Source organism: Nocardia wallacei, assembly GCF_029869545.1.
GTDB lineage: Bacteria > Actinomycetota > Actinomycetes > Mycobacteriales > Mycobacteriaceae > Nocardia > Nocardia wallacei_A.
On the sequence record NZ_JARWQD010000272.1, the window covers coordinates 17,233 to 37,557 of the forward strand.

The window sequence follows — 20,325 nt, forward strand, 5'->3', positions numbered from 1 at the left end:
AGCGACCCCATTCCGTACCGGGGGTCACATCGCGTTAACCTCTTAATCAAGGAACCTGGGCGTCCGCTTTCGTCCTTGTACGCCGCCCAGCCGGGGCGTGCTTTCGGCAAGCCGGAGCGGGTACCCACCGCCAACGGTGGCTCCCCCGGTGTCGCGAGCCGCCGAGAGCCGCCCGTCTCAGGAGAGTTTTCATGACCTCAGTGACCATTCCTGGTCTTCACGGATCCGATGGCACCGCACCTACGGAGCACGCGGGGCTGCTCGCCTGGGTGCAGGAGGTCGCAGAACTGACCCAGCCGGACCGCGTCGTGTGGGCCGACGGCTCCGACGAGGAATGGGACCGGCTGACCACCCAGCTGGTGGAGGCGGGCACCTTCAAGAAGCTCAACGAGGCCAAGAAGCCGAACTCCTTCCTGGCCCTCTCCGATCCCTCCGACGTGGCGCGCGTGGAATCGCGCACCTACATCTGCTCGCGCGAGGAGTCCGACGCAGGACCGACGAACAACTGGGTCGACCCGACCGAGATGCGCAAGACCATGACCGAGCTGTACCGCGGCTCGATGAAGGGCCGCACCATGTACGTGGTGCCGTTCTGTATGGGCCCGCTCGGCGCCGACGATCCGAAGCTGGGCGTGGAGATCACCGACTCCGAGTACGTGGTCGTCTCCATGCGCGTGATGACCCGCATGGGCAAGGCCGCGCTGGAGAAGATGGGCGCCGACAAGCCGTTCGTGAAGGCGCTGCACTCGGTCGGCGCGCCGCTCGAGCCGGGTCAGGCCGATGTGCCGTGGCCGTGCAACGACACCAAGTACATCACCCACTTCCCCGAGGACCGCGAGATCTGGTCCTACGGTTCGGGTTACGGCGGCAACGCGCTGCTGGGCAAGAAGTGCTACTCGCTGCGGATCGCGTCGGCCATGGCGCACGACGAGGGCTGGCTGGCCGAGCACATGCTGATCCTCAAGCTGATCTCGCCGGAGAACAAGAACTACTACGTCGCCGCGGCGTTCCCGTCGGCCTGCGGCAAGACCAACCTCGCGATGATCCAGCCGACCGTGCCCGGCTGGCGCGCGGAGACCCTCGGTGACGACATCGCCTGGATGCGTTTCGGCCCGGACGGCCGGCTGTACGCGGTGAACCCGGAGTTCGGTTTCTTCGGCGTCGCGCCCGGCACCAACCGCAGCTCCAACCCGACCGCCATGGACACCATCGAGGCGGGCAACACGGTCTACACGAACGTGGCGCTGACCGACGACGGCGACGTGTGGTGGGAGGGCATGGAGGGCCAGCCCGAGCACCTGATCGACTGGAAGGGCAACGACTGGTTCGCCCGCGAGACCGAGACCCTTGCCGCACACCCGAATTCGCGGTACTGCACGCCGATGGCGCAGTGCCCGACGCTGGCCCCGGAATGGGACGACCCGCAGGGCGTGCCGATCTCGGCGATCCTCTTCGGTGGCCGGCGCAAGACCACGGTGCCGCTGGTGACCGAGTCCTTCGACTGGCAGCACGGCGTGTTCATGGGTGCCACCATGTCCTCCGAGCAGACCGCCGCCGCCGAGGGCAAGGTCGGCACCGTGCGCCGCGACCCGATGGCCATGCTGCCGTTCATGGGCTACCACGTGGGTGACTACATCGGCCACTGGGGCGAGATCGGCAAGAACGCCGATGCCGACAAGCTGCCGAAGATCTTCTACGTCAACTGGTTCCGCCGCGGCGAGGACGGTCGCTTCCTGTGGCCGGGCTTCGGCGAGAACTCGCGCGTGCTGGAGTGGGTCGTCAACCGCATCGAGGGCAAGGCCGGGGCCGAGCCGACCGCGATCGGCAACGTGCCCACCGCGGCGCAGCTCGACCTGGAGGGCCTGGACGTGGACCCCGCCGACGTCGACGAGGCGCTGAAGGTCGACGCCGACGAGTGGCGCAAGGAGATCCCGCTCATCGAGGAGTGGTTCGAGTTCATCGGTGACAAGCTGCCCTCGGGCGTGCGCGACCAGTTCGATGCGCTGAAGCAGCGCCTGGGGTAACTCCCGGCCACCCCGCGAAACTCGGCCGCCCGCATCGTCATTCGTACGGTGCGGGCGGTTTTGTTATGCCGTGCCGCGTCCGTTGCGCGAGGTTTCGCCGCCGTCTGCCCTATCCTGGATTGTGTTCTACGTCTCAGGACTGACCAGTTCGATTGCCGGGTATTAACTGATCGACTGCACCGATTGCTTCAGTGTTGCCCGCGGACGTATTTCGGCCGCGGCGAACCTGGGGCCGAACGTGGATAGGTGGGTGGTGGGCATGACCGATCTGAAGTTCGAAGCGCTGGTTGTCCCGAAGGTAGCCGAGGTCCGGCTGCCGCCGCAGAGCACGCCGCTGCACCGCGAGGCGGGCCGGTTGCAGGACGTGTTGCCGACGGGCTGGCTCGTCGATGTCGTGGATGCCGCCCGCGCGCCGGGCGCCCCGTTCGAGCCGGTGCTGCGGGTGCGGGTGCCCGAGAACTGACAGGCGCACCACGCGTCACGTCGGTTAACTTCAGGCATCCCTGACCTCGAAATCCTACCTGCCGGTTCGCTTTTCGGAGAACGCACTATTGCATTCCGAGGTGCGGCGGAGCATGCTTAGAGCAATCTGCTTTGCCCGCTCGATTTTACAAATGCAATCGCAGGGGAGTCCGAGTCATGGCGGTGCAAGTGGTCGGCCGGTCGTTGATGACCAGCGACCAAACCCCACATCAGGCGAGGTGTGTCGGCCAAGGGGGGTGGGTTGTCTCCTTCCTCCCCGGCCGAACCCTCACGCTGGAACAAGCGGCCGCGGCGCTGCAGGCGGCCGAAGCGGTCACCGCGGTGCGGGCCCTGGCCGACCGAGTGGGGCTGACCCCACTGGAGACGGTCGGGCTGGCAATGCAGGAGCCACCGTGGAGCGAACCGACCCACACCGGAAGCGGCCGGTTCTGGCGTCGCGGCAGCCTGGAACGCTAGCGCGCTAGATCTTTGCTGCGACCACGACCAGATTGCTGACCAGTAGTTCCCGCAGGCCGGGCACCCGGACCAGCCACCACGCCCAGCGTGGGTGGTAGCGGGGGAAGACCGCCAGAATCCGGGCCCGGTCCCGCGCCCGCTCGGCCCAGGCCACACCGTCGGCGGCCCGCACCTCGAACAGCGAGCTGCCGAAGCGGTTCTTCGGCTCGCGGCCGTGCCTGCGCCGGTAGCGGCGGGCGGCGTACTCGCCGCCGAGGTAGTGCCAGGGGCCGGTCTCGTGCCCGCCGAACGGGCCCAGCCACACCGTGTAGGACAGCACCATCAGCCCGCCCGGCCTGGTCACGCGCAACATCTCGGCCGCCATCAGCCACGGTTGCGGCACGTGCTCGGCGACATTGGAGGACAGGCAGATATCCACCGAGTCGTCGCGGAACGGCAGCGCCATCCCGGAGCCCCGGACCGCGCCCGGGACCGACAGCCCGGCGGCGTGCATCTCGCTCGGATCCGGCTCGACCGGCAGGTAGCGGGCACCGGCGGCGCCGAACTCGTCGGCGAAATAGCCTGGACCGCCGCCCACGTCGAGCACCGTCGTGCCGGTGAGGTCGCGTCCGGTGAGGTCGCGGTAGAAGTCGCCGATCATCTCGGCGGTGTCGGCGGCGATACCCCCGTAGAACACCGCGGGGTCGGTCTGTTCGAAGCGGAAGCTGCCCAGCAGCCGCAGCGACCGGCGCAGGGTGGCCCGCCGCGCGAAGCGGGGCCGGGTCCCGAAGCCGCCCCGAAGCTGTGCCGGGCTGTGCACGAGCCCTACCCCGTTACGCACGCCGCCTCCGCCGCCCGCGCACCCGGGGCCATCCTCTGACCACGCATGCCGCCTCCGTTCTCGCCCCGCGGCCCTGCCGCCCACACACAGCGCCCCAGTCTCGCACAGCAAAACCCCCGCACCCCCACCCCCGCTCCGAGCCTGGGAACCCAACACCAGGCACGGCGATGATCCCGGCCAAAAGCATGCCGGGAATAGGAGGAGGCATGCCGGGAAAGGAGGAGGCATGCCGGGAATAGGAGGAGGCGTGCCGGGGAGGAGGCGTGTGGGATGGAGGAGGCATGCCGGGGAGGAGGCGTGTGGGATGGGGGGAGGCGCGCCGGGAGGGGTTGGGTGGGCTGCCGGTCGGGCGGTTGGTGGGGGTGGGCTATAGGGTGGAGCGCGTTGTCAGTCGCCCGACCGAGTACGACCTGGAGATGTGCTGTGCCCGATACCGGCCCTCGCGAACTCTCTGTGGTCACGCAGGCCGCCGGTGGCGGGGAACTGCGCGAGGTGCTGCTGCTGTGCTGGCGTGACACGGGGCATCCGCAGGGGGGCGGCAGCGAGCGCTATCTGGAGCGGGTCGGCGCGCAGCTGGCCGCCCGCGGCGTCCGGGTGACCCTGCGGACCGCGCACTATCCCGGCGCCCCGCGCCGCGAGCGGATCGACGGCATCGACATCAGCCGCGGCGGCGGGCGCTACACGGTGTACCCGAGGGCACTGGCGGCGATGGTGTGCGGGCGCCTCGGATTCGGCCCCCTACGCGGGCTGCGGCCGGATGCGGTGATCGATACGCAGAACGGCATCCCCTTCTTCGCCCGCGCCGTGAGCCGGGCGCCCTCGGTGCTGCTGGTGCATCACGGGCATCGCGAGCAGTGGCCCGTCGCCGGGCGTCTGGTGGGGCGGATCGGCTGGTGGATCGAGTCGCGGCTGTCCCCGCGCCTGCATCGGCGCGATCAGTACCTGACGGTCTCGCTGCCGTCCGCCGAGGAACTCGCCGCGCTCGGCGTGGACCGCGACCGGATCGCTGTGGTGCGCAACGGCGCCGAGCCGATCCCGCGGGAGGCGCCGACGGGGGCGGCGCAGACCCGCACGGCCCACCCGAGCATCGTGGTGCTGTCTCGGCTGGTGCCGCACAAGCAGATCGAGGACGCGCTGGCCGTCGCCGCCGAACTCCGCCCGCGCGTTCCGGGGCTGCGGGTGGACGTGGTCGGCGGCGGCTGGTGGGCCGGAAATCTGAAAAACCGTGCGCGCCAACTCGGTATCGCCGACGCGGTCACCTTCCACGGCCATGTGGACGAGCGCCGCAAGCACGAATTGCTTTCCCGCGCTTGGGTACACGTGCTGCCCTCCCGTAAGGAGGGCTGGGGCCTGGCGGTGATCGAGGCCGCCCAGCACGGCGTTCCCACCGTCGGCTATCGCAGTTCTCGCGGTCTCACCGATTCCGTCGTCGACGGTGTGACAGGCATGCTGGTCGATGATGCCGCCCAGCTCGCGGAGGTGGTCGGGGATCTGCTCGCGAGCGCCGAGGCCCGCACCGTCATGGGGGAGAAGGCCCGCACCCGTGCCCGCGAATTCTCCTGGGAGCAAACGGGAAACGGGGTGTTCGAGGTGCTCTCGGCCGCGACGCGGGGAGAGTACGTCGCGGGTCTGGTCGCGGGGCCCGCCGACCGGGAATAGCTTGCGGGACAGCGTGTCGTGGGGCCTGCGGACCGGGAGCAGCGCTCAGGGCCGATACGCCCACCATGTCGACGATTCGCCTTGCGCGCTCACGGCTCGTCGCCGTCCGGCGGGACGACGAAGATGCAGAACGGATGCCCCGCCGGATCGGCATAGACGTACAGCGGTTCGACCGGGTCGTCGAAACGGTCGTAGAGCAGGGTGGCGCCCAGGCCGAGGGCGCGTTCGTGTTGCGCGACCAGTTCCTCGATGCTGGGGACGCTCAGATCCAGGTGCAGTTGTTGTGGCACATCCGGTTTCGGCCAGCTCGAACGCGGTAGATCGGGCACGCCCTGGAAGGCCAGTCGCGCGCGCCCGGTAGGGGACAGGAGCACCAGCCAGTCCGCGGTGTCGGGCGCACCCGCCGGTGGAGGCTCGTCGCCGGGTCGATACTCGTACCCCAGCAGCTGCCGGTAGAACTCCGCCAGACCACGCGGGTCGGTGGCATCGAGGACCGTCGAGCGCAGGGTGGGGAAGCTCTCCGCCATGTGGCCATCATGACCCATCCCGCCCGGATTACCCGGCCGCACGCCCGGCGAGTGCGCGACGGCGCAGGAACCGCTCGCCCAGCAGCCCCGCTCCTCCGGCGAGGAGCAGTAGCGCCCAGAGCAGGTGCGCGGCCATCGCGAGCAGGCGGTGGGCGCCCGGGGCATTCCCGCGCGGTTCGATCGGTCCGGGGACGCGATACAGGGCGAGTTCGCCGTCGACATCCTCCGGATGCAGTTGGGCCAGTGTGGTTTTCGAATCGCCCAGGGGGCCTGGGGTGCCGCGCTCGACCAGTACCCAGCCGACGCCCCGCGCCGCGAGGTCGGATGCGGAACCGCCGTGCAGGAGCAGCTGTTCGACGGTGCGGGCGCGGGTGCCCTCGCCGGAGACCATGCGACCGCGAACCGGGAGCTCACCGGTCTGCAGCACGTCGCGGGGCAGCATGCGCGGCGCCGGGTCGAGGACGGCGGCGCGGCCGCTGTAGGGAAATCTGCGGAACATGCCGCCGGGGAGCACCGCGACGTCACCCGGGCCGTCGATCCGGGCGGCGACGCGCTGCCAACCGGACGGATAGTGCACCGGCCGGAGCTCGCCACCGACGCCCCAGGCGAGATCGGGCAGTGTGAAGATCAGCAGTGCGATGAAAAACGTTGCGGTCAAAGGCGTTCCGAGCGCCGACCCCGCCTGCCCGCGGCCCGCCGCGGCGAGGGCCCGGCAACCGGCGGCCGCGCACAACGCGAAGGCGGGCATCGCCAGGGCGGCGTACTTCTGGGTGTCCCGGAACAGCCCGGCGCCCGGCACCCGGGTGACGAGGAATTCGCCGATGTGCACGCCCCACGCCGTGGCGCCCAGCGCGGGCAGCACGATCGCCAGCGCCGCCACCACCAGCAGCGCCCGCCGGGTGTGCCGCGTGGATTCCGCACCGGGCGCGGCGATCCGGCGCAGGCCCGCCGCCACCAGGACCAGCAGCACCGCGGTGCCCGCCAGGGCCACGAGCGTCGTGCGCGAGCCCGGCACCGCGTCCGCGTTCCAGATTCCGCCTAGTCCGGCGAGGCTCCCCAGCGTCGCCAGCCCCGGCTCGGCCCGCGCCGCGAACGCCGCGATCCCCGCCGGATCCGACGGTTCGGCTCCCGCCCCGGACAGCGCGGTGGCCATCAGCCACGGCGCCGACGCGGCACACCAGAGCGCCAGTGCCCCAACGACATTCCGCCTGCCGACGATCACCAGCGCGATACACCCCGCCAGCAACGCGCCCGTCGGCGTCAATCCGGCCGCAGCCAAACACCCACCCAGCATCGCCCACGCGCAAACCCCCGCCCGGCCGAACCCGAGTCGTCGTGCGGTCTCGCGCCTGCTTCCGATCGTCCGGCGGATGTGGTGCGCGGCCAGCACCGTCCAGGGGAGGGCGGCGTATCCGGTCAGCAGGCTCCAATGTCCTTGCAGGAGCCGCTCGGCCACGTATGGGTTCCACACCGCGACGGTGGCCGCGACAAGCTGCGGCGCCGTAGACACCCGCAGCAGTCGCCGTGCCAGCTCGGCGGCGCCCCAACCGGCGGCCCAGAGCGCCAGTACCAGAATCGCTTTGACGACGATTCCGCCGTCCACGACGGTGGAGACCGTGGCCAGCAGAGCGTCCTGGGGAACGGCACGGGGTGCCGCATCCCCCAGCCCGAGCGCCGAATCGGTGAGGTAGGACCGCGGCGTGCTCACCGCATCGCGCAGCAACAGATATCCGGGCCCGAGCAGCGGCCCGACCACGATCAGCGCCAGTACGAGGCTGTAACCGGACGGCACGAACCGGCCCCACCGCCCGCTACCCACCCGACCACCCTCGACCACGCTCAGCCACCCTACGTGCCCCGTTCCGTAGGCGCGTGACGGCCCGCTCGATCCATTTTCATGCCGATATCCCATTTCACGGATGCCGGTGAAGTACCGTTCGCCCGCCGCAGGGACTGCGCGCCGCAAGGATGCTCCGGGCGCTGGCCGATCTCGGTCATCACCGCTGCCGTTTCCGGAGCTGATGGTGGCCGCGGTCGCGGAGCGGGCAAAGCTCGTGCTGTACATGGACAGGGGTTGCGAGCTGATCACGCAGATGACCGGCCGGGCGGTTGCGCGGGTTCGGATGGCGTGACGTTCGGCGGCGGGCGCGTCCGCGGGTTCGGTCGGGCACTGTGCCGGGGTGGTGGTGCGGATGGCAGCATGACGGGGTGTCTGCCCTTGGTCGCCTGCCTGTCGTCGCCGATCTGACGCTGGTGACGGCCGGGGCGATGACGGCCAATGTCGCCGGATATCTGTTGCAGCTGCTGGCCGGGCGGTGGCTCGGGGTGGCGGGTTACGGCGAGTTCGCGAGCCTGCTGGCGGTGCAGTTGCTGTGCGCGGTCCCGGCATTGGCACTGCAGAACGTGGTCGCCCGGGAACTGGTGCGCGGTGCTTCGGTGACCGCGGTGCGCCGGTTGGGGTGGCGGTGCGCGGCGATCGTGGCGGTGACCGCGATCGTGCTCGTGCCCGCGGTGTCGGTGGTGCTGCACGTGAGCGCCGTGGCGGCCGCCGGTGCGATGATGGCGGCGCCCGCGCTGGTACTGCTGTCGGGGGAGCAGGGCGTACTCCAGGGTGGTCGCCGATTCCGTTCCCTGGCAACGATTTTGGGAGGTGCCGGGATCGCCCGCGTCACCCCCGCCCTGATCGTGCTCGCGGTCGGCGGGGGCTCGGCCGTCGCACTCTGGGCGACCGCTGCGGGCCTGTCCGCCGCCGCCCTGGGCGCTCGCCGCATCGCGGGCGACCACGCCACGCCCCCTCCCCCCGACGCCGCACCCTCTGCTGGCTCCCGCACCCCTTTCGAGCCCTCGCAGGGGGTGCGGGAACGAACAGAGGGTGCGGCTGTGCTGTCCGTGTTGCGGGCGGCTCAGGTGCAGGCGGTGTTGATGGCGCTGTCGTCGGCGGATCTGATCGTGGCGCGGATCGTGCTCGAGGATGCCGATGCGAGCCGCTATGCGCTCGGCGCCATCGCTACCAAGATCGCCTTCTGGCTGCCGCAGGCGGTCGGGGTCGTGCTGTATCCACGGATGGCACAGCCGCAGCACTCCGCGCGGGCCGTTCGCGACGCGCTCGGTGTGCTGTCGGCGATCGGCATCGTCGCCGTGGCGGGGGCGGCGGTCTGCGCCCCCTTGGCCCCGCTGTTCGCGGGCAGCGACTACGCCCCGATCGAGGGCTGGCTGTGGCTGTTCGCGCTCGACGGTGCGCTGCTCGCCCTGCTGCAGGGCGCCCTGCTGTCGGCGATCGCGGTGGATCGCACTGCGCCCGCGGCGGTTACGTGGGCGGCGCTGGCGGTCGAGATCGCGGTCATGCTGGCCTTCGCGCGGACGCTGCCCGCGCTGATCACCACGGCGACCGTCGTCGCGGCGACGGCCACGGCGGCGATGGTCGCCGTGGTCCTGCGCGCGACACGACAGCGGCGCTGATTCGCCGAACTCGCGGACTCGAAAAACCTAGGGCTGCTTGCCGATATTGATCTGCTGCGTCGGGGAATCGTCCGCGCCGGGCTGCGGCTCGTTCGGAGACGGGTTGCGGCGCTCGACCAATCGGCCCGCCGGGCCGGAGCCGTCGCGCAGGCCCAGGAACAGCCCGATGATCAGCGAGATCACACCGATGACCGCGAAGGTGATCGGCAGGATCCGGCTGTACAGCGACAGCTCGTCGGTGTACTTCTTCGCCTCGGCGATCTGCGAATTCACCGTGTTGTCGTCGAACACCAGGGTCGACTTCAGCGCGGTGACCTCGGGTTCGCCGGTGCGTGAGTAGTACATGTGGATCTGCTCGGCGCCCTTGATGATGGTGCCGGTCTGCGGCTCCACCCACACGTCGCGCACATCGCTGTAGAAGCGGCTCATCGTGATGGTGGCGTCGCCGCCCTCGACGCCCCACTTGCTGGCGGGCAGCGCGAGCTTGTTGGTGGGCGAGTTGTACGCCTTCGACAGATCGGTCGCCGGGACCTGCTGCTGGAAGTGGTAGACCTTCAGGTCGTTGATCTCGGTCTCCTCGACGAAGTTCATGTCGAAGGACTTGCGCGCGTTGATATCGAAGTACGGGTAGGACTTCTTCTCGGTGCCGATCGGGAACCGGTACTGCAGGCCGGTGTGCTGCACCGGCTCGGCGACGCTCTCACCCTTGGTGTTGACCGTGGAGGCGATCGACCCGTTGGGGTCGGTGTCGACCGGCATGCCGTCCTTGCGGTCGATGGTCACCCGGTCGATGGTGGCGGTCAGCAGTCCGGTGTCGCCCTGCTTGTCGATATTGCGCAGCGTCTGCCCGGCCTGGATGGTCATATCGTTCTTGTCCGACGGATCCTCGACGGTGAGGAAGCGCTGCGAGAGCAGCCGGACGTTCTTGTCGACCTTCGCGGGGCCGTCACCGCTCGTGAGGGACTTGGAGTCCAGCACCTCACTGGGTGCGTCCGGCTGGTTCTTGGCGATCGTGGTGATCTCGAGGTCGAGGGGAGTCTTGGCCAGCTGGCCGACCGCGTATGTCGGGACCAGCACTGCTGCCACGATCAGCAGCGCGCCGAGGCCCACGAGCAGGCACGCCACCGTCCTCTTGGTTCCGGCACTGAGTGCCATGCAAACTCTCCTCGTCGTCGAACAGGCCGTTCCGGGTGAACACTACGGTCGCGGCGCAGTATTCGTGAGCCCCGACACTAACAGTCTCTGTGGTATGCATGCCGAGCTGAGGCCGGAAACCTCTCGAATCGAATGCGGGAATGCCCATCGCCGACCGAACGCGGCAGACTGGAGCCCGATGAAAGTGCCCGTGACACCCCATGCCGAGTCGGCCGTAGCCGCCACGAGCCGTGCGGCGTCCGGTCGGCCGCCGGTCGGTGACGCGGCGCCGAGCACCGGCGCGCACCAGGCCGCGAGCGAGGAGACGCCCGCGGGCGCACCGGCTCCCGCAGGCGCTTCGGCTCCCGCAAGCGCTTCGGCTCCTGCGGGTGCTTCGGTTCCTGCGGGTGCTTCGGTTCCTGCGGGCGCATCGGCACCCGCACGTGCTTCGGCTGTTCCCGGGCGCCGCGCGTTCGTCCCCGCGCTCGAGGGGATGCGTGGGCTGGCCGCGCTCGGGGTGGTGCTGACGCATGTCGCCTTTCAGACCGGCGCGACCGGGATGCCGGTGGTGGGCCGGGTGTGGGGGCGATTCGATATGGCGGTCGCCGTGTTCTTCGGGTTGTCGGGCTTTCTGCTGTGGCGGCCGCACGCCGCGGCCGCCCGCGGGCTGGGCACGGCTCCGCCCGCCGGGCGCTATCTTCTCCATCGCGCGGCCCGGATTCTCCCCGCGTACTGGGTCGTGGTGTGCGCGGTGCTGATTCTCCTGCCGTCGGCGGCGCATTCGGCCGGGTTGCGGGTGTGGGTGGCGAATCTGGCGCTGCTGCAGGTGTTCGTGCCGCTGACGCTGACCGATGGGCTGACCCAGATGTGGAGCCTGTCGGTGGAGGTGGCCTTCTATCTCGTGCTGCCGCTGCTGGCGCTGGCGGTGGTGCGGCTGCGCGGTGCGGCGGCACGCTGGCGCGCACCGGCGGTGCTGGCGCTCGGACTGGTGAGCCTGGGCTGGAATTTTCTGCCCGTGCCGACGCCGGAGGCGATCAACGCCGACAACTGGCTGCCCGGGTATCTGCCGTGGTTCGTCGCGGGCATGCTGCTGGCCGAGCTGGTGGAGGGCGGCGCGGGCGCGGGTGCACGGTGGCGGCGGATCGCCGGAAACCCCTGGGTCATGTGGCCGATCGCGCTGATCGTCTTCCTGCTGTCGGCGACCGATCTCGCGGGCCCGGCCGGTCTGACCCGCGGGGTGCCCTGGCAGTACGCGATGAAGATGGGGCTGGGCGCCCTCATCGGTTTCGCATTGCTCGCGCCGCTGGTGCTCGGCGACCGGCCGCATCGATGGCTGGAGAGCCGGGTGGCCGCGACGATCGGCCGCTGGTCCTACGGCATCTTCATCTGGCACCTGGCCGTGCTGGCCATGGTGTTCCCGGTATTCGGCATCGTGCCCTTCCAGCGCAGCTTCGTGCCCGTGCTGGTGCTCACCGTCGCCTTCACCCTGCCGCTCGCCGCTGCCAGCTACGCGCTCGTCGAAGAGCCTGTGCGCCATTGGGTTCGGCGCCGGTTCGGCTGATCCTCGCCACGGGGTCGGGTGCGATCACGTGACGGGAGCGCGGCGATGCCGACGGCGACAACGGCGAGCAGCGCGGGTAGCTGGACCCATACCGAGCCGCCCATGTAGCCCTCCGGCGACCGCCACGGCCCCGTCGACAGCGCGGCCATCGACACCGCCGTCCCGATGCCCGCCGCCCCAACCAGCACCCGCGCCGCGATCCGGCTCGCGAACTGGGTCGCCACGAGACCCACCGCGGTGAGCGCGATTCCGACCGGCCCGGCGATCAGGAACGTGGCCAGGCCGAGCCCGACCGCGCCGAGAACCCGGCTGTTCCACGTGCGCGGAGGCGTATCCGCCCCGCCGCCTGCCCGCAGGGCTCGTGGTTCAGCCGACGGATCGGCCCGAACCGCCGAGGACGGCGGCTCGTCGTCGCCGGATCCGCCCTCGGAACCGATGACGGGTGCGGATCTGATGCCTTCTGTTGGCGTAGGCGAAGGCGCGCTTCTGTCTCCAGGTGTGGCACTGCCGCTGGTCGGCATCGCGCTGTCGGCTGCGGTGCTTCCCCGTTTCCGGCGGGGCCACGGAATTGCCAGGGCGGCAAGGGGGATCAGGAGGAGTAGGCCGCCGAAGATCGATAGGCGGTACCAGTGGTCGGCCGGGAATTCGACGGTGACCGGGCCCTTGGCGTCGGCGGGTAGTAGCCAGCCCTGCTGCCATCCGTCCACGACGACCGGGGACAGGGTGCGGCCGTCGGCGGTGTGTGCCTTCCAGCCCACATTGGTGCTCAGGGGGAGAACGAGAAGACGGGTGCCGGGCGGTGCCGACAGCGGCTGTGGCACGACATCGGTGCGGTCCAAGCGCAGTTGGTCGACCGAGAACAGTTCCGTCGGCGCGGCGGTGACATCCACCGGGCCGTCCGGCAGCCCGATCATCGGATCGGCCGAAACATCCTGGGGCGCGGCCGGATCGCCGGAATCCACCCCGCATACCCGCGCGGAAACCGGTGCCCCGGAGCGCAATTCGTCCGCGGTCGCGGTCACTGTGGTGTGCACGATCCTTCCGGCCAGCGCGACGGTCGGCCCGCTCGCACAGTCGACGGTGATCGGGCGGTCCGGTGCGGCGGGCGCCGGGTAGTCCGGTCCCAGCACCGAGACGTCGGCCAGGCCCGGCGGTTGTTCCTGCGCGAAACCCAGGGCCGTGCGGTCCAGCACCGACCTCCAGGTGTTGATGCTGAGCTCGATGCGGTCGGTGACCCTGGGGTGCAACGCTATTCGCGTCGGCGTCCCGGGCTCCGACTCGTCGTCGAGTTCGCGAATCTGCGGTCCGTCACCGAGATTGACCGCGACCGAGGTGGGCCGGGCGGGGAGTTCGCCGCGCGGCGGGGTCACCTCCAGGCCGGTCACCAGGGCCGGTCTCGGCAGTTCGATGGTGAGCGTCGGTTTCGGCCCGGCCGGATCGCGCACCGTATCCTCCGGTGCCGTCCAGCTCGTGCGCGGATCGCCGTCGGTGGCGGCGAAGGCGGAGCCGCGCAGGTCGCCGACGTCGGCCTTGCCGCGGGCGATCGGCCGGTCCGGATTGGTCAGCAGCGACTCGAGGGCGGGGCCCGGGCGGGTGCGGACGGTCAGCCGCGGGGTGACATCCATCGGCGCCGGGACGTCGACGGTCCGCTCGAACACGCCCGGCTCCTCCGCCGCCAGTCCCAGCCCCTTGCTGCACCGCACCCGGTCGGGGGCATCGAAACAGCTACTACGGCCGGGGAATTCCTGTCCGAGCGACCAGCCCTGCAACGCCGCCGTACCGGCCGCCACCGGCGGCAGCACGGTGCGATGCCGAATGTCCACGGGCGCCGGAGCATCCCGGTTCGAGTAGTCGGTGAGCCCGAGTTCGCTGATGCCGAATTGTCCTCCGGCGCTACCGCCTTCGGTGCGGGTCGCCATGATCCGCACCCACTCGGTGCGCCCGGGCGGCAGCGATACCGACACCGGCGCACCGGGTTCGGAGACGCGCGCCGCGACGGTGCCGTTGTTGGTGCGCGCCTCGATCCACTTCACCGGGTCGCCGATCGCCGCCGGGCTGGTCGTCACCTGCACCGTTCCCGCCGTGATCGGATGGTCGAGACCGAGCCGAAGCCATTGCCCGACAGCGTGTTCGGCGCTGTTGCTGAACCAGGCGGTGGAGGTGTCGCCGTCGACGGCCGCGGCGGTGGAGCCGCCGGGTGCCGCGCCCCCGAGCTGGGTGGCGTCGGCGGCGGAGCTGGATGCGGTCACGGTCGCGCCCGACCACTCGCCCTCCACCAGCGCCGCGCCGGGGACCGGATAGTCGGGCACGAGGTTGTGCGTGCGCCGGGCGTCGGTCGGGGCCCGCAGCGCCGAGGCGTGGTTGTCGACGCGCCCGAAGTCGGCCTCGCGGTCCATCGGAGTGTCGGTGACGGTCATCGTCCCGCCCGGGAGTCCGGCCCGCGCGGCATCGGACGCGAGCAGCGTCGGGCCCGCCGTGGCATCGCCGGTGCGCCGCAACCGTTCCAGTGCCTCGGGACCGCCCTGCACCACCGGCACCGAATCCAGTGGCACCGTGTAGGCACCGGGGAACGACGGGGGTGCGCCGCGTCCGCTGTGGACGTTCTCGGGCGTGCCCGGCGGTGCGGCACCGACGCGGTAGATCTCGACCGCGGGATAGGCCGGGCGCAGATCGCCGTCGGCGATCAGGCCGTCGCCGTGCCCGATCTCGATCTTGTCGCCGAACTCGGCCACCTTGGTCAGTCCCGGCGAACCCTCGACCGCCTGGTGCGCGAGCATCGGCCGGGTCGAGCGCGAGGTCTCGGGGTCGAGATCGTTGCGTAGCACCAGGATTCCGATGCCCTGCGCGATCAGTGTCGGCGCCAGACCGGCCGAGGGCCGTCCGTCGGCGATCAGGCGCTGCACCGAATCCATGGTCCGGATCGCGCCGGGCGGGGTCAGCGGTACCGCGTCGCGCACCGCCCACGGGGTGCTCGCCAGCGCCTGCAGCGGTTCGTCGCGGGTCAATCCCCAGATCTGGCTGCCGAACGGCGCGCCCGGCACCACCAGCGCCCGGGTGTCGGAGGCGTTGTGCGCCAACCAATCCGCGGTCTGCTGCCAATAGGCCGGGACCCGGTCGTAGGCGCCGCGCGGGGCCAGCTTGCCGGTCCAGGCCAGCGAGGTCGACAGGGTCAGCGCGGCCAGGATCAGCGCCGCCACGGCCACCATCCGGTTCCGTTCGGGATGCGCGAAGGCACTGCGCCACACCGGAGTAGGCGCCGAGGCGGGCAGCGGAATCCGGCGCAGCAGATGCGCGAGGCCGAGCACCAGCGGAAGCCGGATCAGCGGCTCCAGCTTGTGCACATTGCGCAGCGGCGCGCCGCCCGCGTCCAGGAAGATCCGTATCTGTTCGGCGAACGGCCCGCCGAGTTCGCCCACATATCCGGCGCAGATGCCGACCAGTCCGACGATCAGGATGATCGCGAACCGGCCCCGGCACGGCATCGACCGCAGCGCCAGCCCCGCCATCCCGGCCGCGGCCAGCAGCCCGGTGGCCAGGACCGCGGCGGGCTGGGTCACCAGCACCGCACCCGCGATGCGCTCCGGGGACACGAACGGGGTCCAGCTGTCGGTGCCGCGCAGCACCTCGCCCAGCGAGGCCCACTGCGTGGTCACCCCGGACGATTCGATGTAGTCCAGGAACGGCGGACTCACCCGCCCGAGCAGCAGCAGCGGCACCGCCCACCAGAAGGTGGCCAGCACCAGCAGCGGAACCCAGGTCAGGGTGAACCGCCACCACCGCCGATCCGGCCGATACGACAGCCACCAGATCAAGGCAGGCAAGAACGCAGCCACCGTAGCGACAGCATTGACCGCCCCCATCAGCGCCAGCGCCAGAGCACTCCCCGCCGGGGAAAGAGCCACCGCCCCACCGTCGTTTTCCCGGCGTGCCGTACCCCCATCTTTCTCCCGGCGTGCCGTACCCCCATCTTTTTCCCGGCGTGCTTTTGGCCGGGATCCATGCCGCCCCCGCAATACCAGGCGGGGCAGTCCGATGACGCCCAGCAGCACCCATGGGGACAGCATCATCGGCAAGGTCTCCGAGGAGATGGAGCCGAGTGTGGTCAGGACTCGGGGGCAGAGGGCGAAGGCCAGCGCGGCCACCACGCGCGAGCCGCGGGTGCCGATGCCGAGCACCTCGCACAGCCGCACGATCCCCCAGAATCCGGCGAGGATCAGCAGCGCCCACCAGATCCGCTGCGTCACCCAGGCCGGTAGCCCGAGGACGTGCCCGAGCGAGAAGAAGGCCCCGTGCGGAAAGAAGTACCCGTAGGCCTGGTTCTGGACCTGCCCCATCGGGGCCTGGCTGCTCCACAGGTGCGCGGCGCGCTCCAGGAACCCCAGCGGATTCTGCGCCAGATCGTATTTGGTGTCGGCGACGGTCAGGCCGGGTGCCTGCAGGAAGGTCAGCAGGAATGCCGCGACGACGGTGCCGAAGTACCAGCGCCGACCCAGCGGCGCGGTCCGGTCGGTGTCGGCGGGTAGGGCAGCGACGGTCGACGACTCAGCGAGAGCCGTACTCAACGTTGTTCAGCAGCGACGACGACGCATCGCCGCTGCGATCCACCTCGGGCCGCGAGTTCTGCGCCATCGCCGTCGTGATGACGAACACCGCGACGACACCGAGCAGCGCTCCGGCGACGGCGCTCGCAGCACCAGGGACGGCAAACTTCATCGCGGTACTCCCATACATCGACGCAGGCGTATTCCGAGTCAACCTACAACATCGAGCCGTGCACGGCGATGGGCGCGGGTCGATGGATGCGATCCGCGCCCCGTCTCAGTGGTCGGGTACGTCGCAGCGCAGGCCGCCGAGCAGGGTGCGCAACTTGGCCGTGGTCTCGTGGAGTTCGGTCGCCGGATCCGAGGCCGCGACGATGCCACCGCCGCCGAAGGCGCGCACGGTCCGGCCGTCGGCCGACAGCTCGGCGCAGCGGATCGCCACCACCCATTCGCCGTCGCCGCGGGCATCGCACCAGCCGACCGCGCCGCCGTAGAAGCCGCGATCCTCCTCCATCTCGATGATGGTCTCGAGGGCGAGATCGGTGGGGGTGCCGCAGACCGCGGGCGTCGGGTGCAGCAGCATCGCCAGCTCGAGCGCGGTGGTGGCGGGGTCGCGCAGGCGGCCGCGGATCGGCGTGGCGAGGTGCCAGACCTCGGCGGTATTGATCAGCTCCGGTTCATCGGGGACGTCCAGCGCGCGGCACACCGGGCCGAGCCGCTCCCGGATCCAGTCGATGACGAAGGCGTGCTCGGCGCGATTCTTGGTGCTGGACAACAGCTCTCGCGACACCTCGGCATCGACGTCGGGGTCCGGATGGCGCGGTGCCGTACCGGCCAGCGGCCGCAGAGTGACCGTGTCGCCGTACCGGGCGACCAGTACCTCGGGTGTGGCGCCGACCAGCGTCGCGCCGGGGCGACCGGCCGGGGACAGGTCCACCGCGAAGACGTTGGCCCGCGGATGCCTGGCCAGCAGATGCCCGGCCACCACCGCCGGTTCCAGGGGTGCGTCGGCGGCGGCGAGCAGCGACCGCGCGGCCACCACCTTGCGCAGGGGTTGCGCGGCGTCCGACAGTTGCTCGACCAGTTTGGTCACCCGCGCGATATGTTCCGCCGCGCTGGGAAGTTCGGTGATCACATGGACCGCGGGCAGGTCCGGCACCGCCGCCGGGCGCCACGGTCCCGCGGTGTGCTCGGCCCGTTCGGGCTCGCACAGCGCGGCGGGCTCGCGCGGGTCGAATGCCAGTGCCCCGACGATCAACTCGGCGCCGCCGCGCAGCGCCCGCGCCGCTCGCTCCGCATCGTCGAACGCGCGCCGGGTGCCGCTGGCGCGCACCACGCCCCCGGGCTGAGCGAGCAGAAAACCGTCCATGACTCCCCGACGATAGTCCGCGGTGCCCGAGGCGGCCCGGGGGAAGCGACGGACGTCTCAGTGTGGCCACCCACACCCGGGCGGGTTATCGGGAGTCGGCGGGGTCCCTGCCCGGGGGAACCAGCAGGATCGGGCGGTGGCAGTGTTTGAGCACGGCCTCGGCGACGCTGGAGTGCATCAGCGCCCGGATGCCGGTGGCGCCGCGGGTACCGGCCACGATGATGTCGACGTTGAGTTCGTCGGCGACGTCGACGATCGCGTTCCAGATCGTGGAGGTGCACTCGGCGGTGCGCGCCTCGGCGTTGAGCCCGGCCAGCTTGGCCAGCCGCACGCCCTCGGCGTTGATGTGCTTGGCGTCGACGTAGGCGACGTCCTCGATCTCCTCGTCGGGTAGCCATTCGGGTTGCATCACCCCGGAGAGCCCGGACATCCGCGCGGCCTGGCGCACCATCGGCTCCCAGGCGGTGAGCACCACCGCTCTGGTCGCGGACAGGAACCGGCCCGCGTACTCGACGGCCCGTTTCGCATTCTCGGAACCGTCGTAGGCAATGAGCATCGTGTCGCAGGGCATAGCGAACCTCCCGGGTTCCGGTGCCTCGGCCTATGCCAGCGAGGGTACCCCGGCAAACCTCCCGAAACGCGGATGTCGAGGCCGCTTTCCCGGATATTTGCGGCCGGTGAACACCGAGCGCGAGGAATGTGCCCCGCGGCCCGGTTCCTCGGGCTTGTGGTCATGTGACCGGTCCGTTGTCCACGGGGCTGGCCCTATTCGTACCGAACAGTTTGTGCCACAAGGATTTCAGACCGTCCGCTCGCTATAACCCCTCTACACGACCGTATCTGACAATTTGCGCAGGATTCACCGAAACCACCGATCCAGCCGCACTTTTCGGTCTTCACTGGAAGATCCCACGACCGTCACCGGTTGCCGGTGCCGGGGTATCGAACCGAATGAGGTTGATCTTGCGGTTGGAAGAACTTGCTACTCCTCAGGATTGGGCACAGGCGTATCGGTCGCTGTTCGGCCTGCCGCGCGTGCATGTCACCTCCCCCGGGTTCGTCGTGCTACCCCTGCTCGACTCGATCGCCGCGGTGAACACCCCCGAACCGCTGGGCGCGCTGATCCTCGGCGAGCTCACGGTGCGCGGGATACCCGGTCCGGTGCTGGTGCGCGACCGACCGCCACGCCGGACGTTCCTCGCGGTCTTCGATGGGTACCCCTCCCTGGAATGTACCGTCCAACTGGAGCGCCACGGCGTGGACATCGGCCCGCATCGCAGCAACGTCATCCTGCCCACCGGCTTCGGCCGGCATACCCACGAGGGACGCTGGTGGGCGCGTGCGCCACAGCGGGACGAATCGCTGCCGTTGCTGTCGGAGGTCGTCGCGGTGGTCACCACGATCCTGTGAAAGATCATGGAACCGATCGAATCGGCCTTCTTCGGCCATCCCGAAGGGGATCCGCGCGCGCTGCTGTACTTCGAATGGCTGCAGCGTCGCGAATCCGGCTATATCGTGGGCGATTTCGCGGAGGAGGTCCGCGAACTCACCCACACCTCGACCCCCGATCCCGCGGCGTGCTGGCGGATGCTCGATCGCGTCGAGGCGGCACCGCGCGACCCGGCATGGCCGTACGACGAGGTCGGGGAAGCCATTGTGGCGCAACCTGTTCCGAGCCCGGCGCCATCGGGTAGCAGGCTGTACGACGGCATTCTCGGCGGCTGGCTGGGGCGGTGCGCGGGATGCACGCTGGGCAAGCCGCTCGAGAACGGATTCCACTGGTCCCCGCGGCTGATCCGGTCCTATCTGGAGCGCGCCGACGCCTACCCGCTGACCGATTACGTGCCGGTGCCGACCCCGATGCCGGACGGCTACCAACTGCAGCGCAGCTGGCCGGAATCCACCCGGGGCCGCATCGACGGCTGCCCGCGCGACGACGATCTCGACTACACCGTGCTCGGCCTGCACCTGCTGGAACACCGCGGGACCGAGTTCACCGCCGCCGACGTGGCCACCGAATGGCTTGCGCGCCTGCCGTTCCTGCAGACCTACACCGCCGAGCGGGTCGCCTACCGCAATCTCATCGACGGCTGGGTGCCCCCGGCGACCGCCCGGCACCGCAATCCCTACCGCGAATGGATCGGCGCGATGATCCGCGCCGACATCTACGGCTACGTCTGCCCGGACGACCCGGCCCGGGGGGGGGGGCCGGGCGCCCCCCCCCCCCCCCCGCCCCCGAGCCGCCCGCCGGGGTGGGGGGGGGGGGGGGGGGGCGCGGCGGGGGGGGGGGCG

16 protein-coding genes and 1 pseudogene are annotated in these 20,325 nt (G+C 70.5%); 9 read left to right on the forward strand and 8 right to left on the reverse strand.

Annotated elements, in window-relative coordinates; all coding sequences use genetic code 11:
• The first annotated feature begins 191 nt into the window (after nt 1-191).
• From QH290_RS23385 to QH290_RS23395, 3 genes are all read left to right on the forward strand, one after another.
• The gene (locus QH290_RS23385; protein ID WP_280269664.1) at nt 192-2,024 is read left to right on the forward strand and encodes a phosphoenolpyruvate carboxykinase (GTP); all 1,833 of its coding nucleotides are present in this window, start codon (nt 192-194) and stop codon (nt 2,022-2,024) included.
• A gap of 259 nt (nt 2,025-2,283) precedes the next feature.
• Entirely contained in the window at nt 2,284-2,487 is a 204-nt protein-coding gene (locus tag QH290_RS23390; RefSeq protein WP_280269665.1) for a hypothetical protein, read from the forward strand.
• A gap of 176 nt (nt 2,488-2,663) precedes the next feature.
• On the forward strand, nt 2,664-2,963 hold the full coding sequence (locus QH290_RS23395) for a hypothetical protein (protein WP_280269666.1): 300 nt from the start codon (nt 2,664-2,666) through the stop codon (nt 2,961-2,963).
• Between the two features lie 4 nt (nt 2,964-2,967).
• On the opposite strand, the gene QH290_RS23400 is transcribed toward QH290_RS23395, so the two are convergent.
• Nucleotides 2,968-3,762, reverse strand: a complete 795-nt coding sequence (locus QH290_RS23400) for a class I SAM-dependent methyltransferase (RefSeq protein WP_280269676.1) — start codon at nt 3,760-3,762, stop codon at nt 2,968-2,970.
• Between the two features lie 504 nt (nt 3,763-4,266).
• On the opposite strand from QH290_RS23400, the gene QH290_RS23405 reads away from it, so the two are divergent.
• Entirely contained in the window at nt 4,267-5,442 is a 1,176-nt protein-coding gene (locus tag QH290_RS23405; RefSeq protein WP_280269677.1) for a glycosyltransferase family 4 protein, read from the forward strand.
• 89 nt (nt 5,443-5,531) lie between these two features.
• On the opposite strand, the gene QH290_RS23410 is transcribed toward QH290_RS23405, so the two are convergent.
• On the reverse strand, nt 5,532-5,969 hold the full coding sequence (locus QH290_RS23410; RefSeq protein WP_280269667.1) for a VOC family protein: 438 nt from the start codon (nt 5,967-5,969) through the stop codon (nt 5,532-5,534).
• Nucleotides 5,970-5,997: 28 nt separating this feature from the next.
• Complete coding sequence (locus QH290_RS23415; RefSeq protein ID WP_280385135.1) at nt 5,998-7,806, reverse strand: MmpA family trehalose lipid delivery protein; 1,809 nt, start codon at nt 7,804-7,806, stop codon at nt 5,998-6,000.
• Nucleotides 7,807-7,888: 82 nt separating this feature from the next.
• Here QH290_RS23415 and QH290_RS23420 point away from each other — a divergent pair, with 82 nt between their 5' ends.
• A complete protein-coding gene (locus QH290_RS23420) occupies nt 7,889-8,101 on the forward strand; it encodes a PIN domain-containing protein (protein ID WP_280269669.1) in 213 nt (70 codons plus the stop codon).
• A gap of 136 nt (nt 8,102-8,237) precedes the next feature.
• Nucleotides 8,238-9,428 carry a polysaccharide biosynthesis protein gene (locus QH290_RS23425; protein WP_280385141.1) on the forward strand — a complete coding sequence of 397 codons (1,191 nt, stop codon included), beginning with the start codon at nt 8,238-8,240 and terminating at the stop codon, nt 9,426-9,428.
• Nucleotides 9,429-9,455: 27 nt separating this feature from the next.
• Here the strand turns inward: QH290_RS23425 and pgfA are convergent, their stop codons facing one another.
• The gene (gene pgfA / locus QH290_RS23430) at nt 9,456-10,583 is read right to left on the reverse strand and encodes a cell envelope lipid trafficking protein PgfA (RefSeq protein ID WP_280269670.1); all 1,128 of its coding nucleotides are present in this window, start codon (nt 10,581-10,583) and stop codon (nt 9,456-9,458) included.
• Nucleotides 10,584-10,989: 406 nt separating this feature from the next.
• Between pgfA and QH290_RS23435 the strand changes: the two are divergent.
• A pseudogene (locus tag QH290_RS23435) lies at nt 10,990-12,123 on the forward strand (acyltransferase family protein); the annotation flags it as partial.
• On the opposite strand, the gene QH290_RS23440 reads toward QH290_RS23435, so the two are convergent.
• The 4 genes from QH290_RS23440 to QH290_RS23455 all read right to left on the reverse strand — a co-directional run bounded on the left by QH290_RS23440 (nt 12,069) and on the right by QH290_RS23455 (nt 18,604).
• Nucleotides 12,069-16,685, reverse strand: coding sequence for an alpha-(1->3)-arabinofuranosyltransferase (locus tag QH290_RS23440; protein ID WP_425303646.1), 4,617 nt, complete (start codon nt 16,683-16,685; stop codon nt 12,069-12,071). The pseudogene QH290_RS23435 and the gene QH290_RS23440 sit on opposite strands and share 55 nt — an antisense overlap.
• Nucleotides 16,666-16,836 (reverse strand): DUF2613 domain-containing protein, encoded by a 171-nt coding sequence (locus QH290_RS23445; RefSeq protein WP_084520114.1) that lies wholly within the window; start codon nt 16,834-16,836, stop codon nt 16,666-16,668. Before QH290_RS23445 ends, QH290_RS23440 begins: the two co-directional genes overlap by 20 nt.
• A gap of 105 nt (nt 16,837-16,941) precedes the next feature.
• The gene (locus tag QH290_RS23450) at nt 16,942-18,033 is read right to left on the reverse strand and encodes an isochorismate synthase (protein ID WP_280385136.1); all 1,092 of its coding nucleotides are present in this window, start codon (nt 18,031-18,033) and stop codon (nt 16,942-16,944) included.
• Between the two features lie 85 nt (nt 18,034-18,118).
• On the reverse strand, nt 18,119-18,604 hold the full coding sequence (locus QH290_RS23455) for a universal stress protein (RefSeq protein ID WP_280269673.1): 486 nt from the start codon (nt 18,602-18,604) through the stop codon (nt 18,119-18,121).
• A 392-nt stretch (nt 18,605-18,996) separates the two neighbouring features.
• Here QH290_RS23455 and QH290_RS23460 point away from each other — a divergent pair, with 392 nt between their 5' ends.
• Together QH290_RS23460 and QH290_RS23465 are read left to right on the forward strand one after the other, a co-directional pair.
• Nucleotides 18,997-19,443: a hypothetical protein gene (locus tag QH290_RS23460; protein ID WP_280269674.1), complete on the forward strand. Its 447-nt coding sequence runs from the start codon at nt 18,997-18,999 to the stop codon at nt 19,441-19,443.
• 6 nt (nt 19,444-19,449) lie between these two features.
• Nucleotides 19,450-20,325: ADP-ribosylglycohydrolase family protein (locus QH290_RS23465; protein ID WP_280385139.1), on the forward strand; the 876-nt coding region annotated here is incomplete at its 3' end.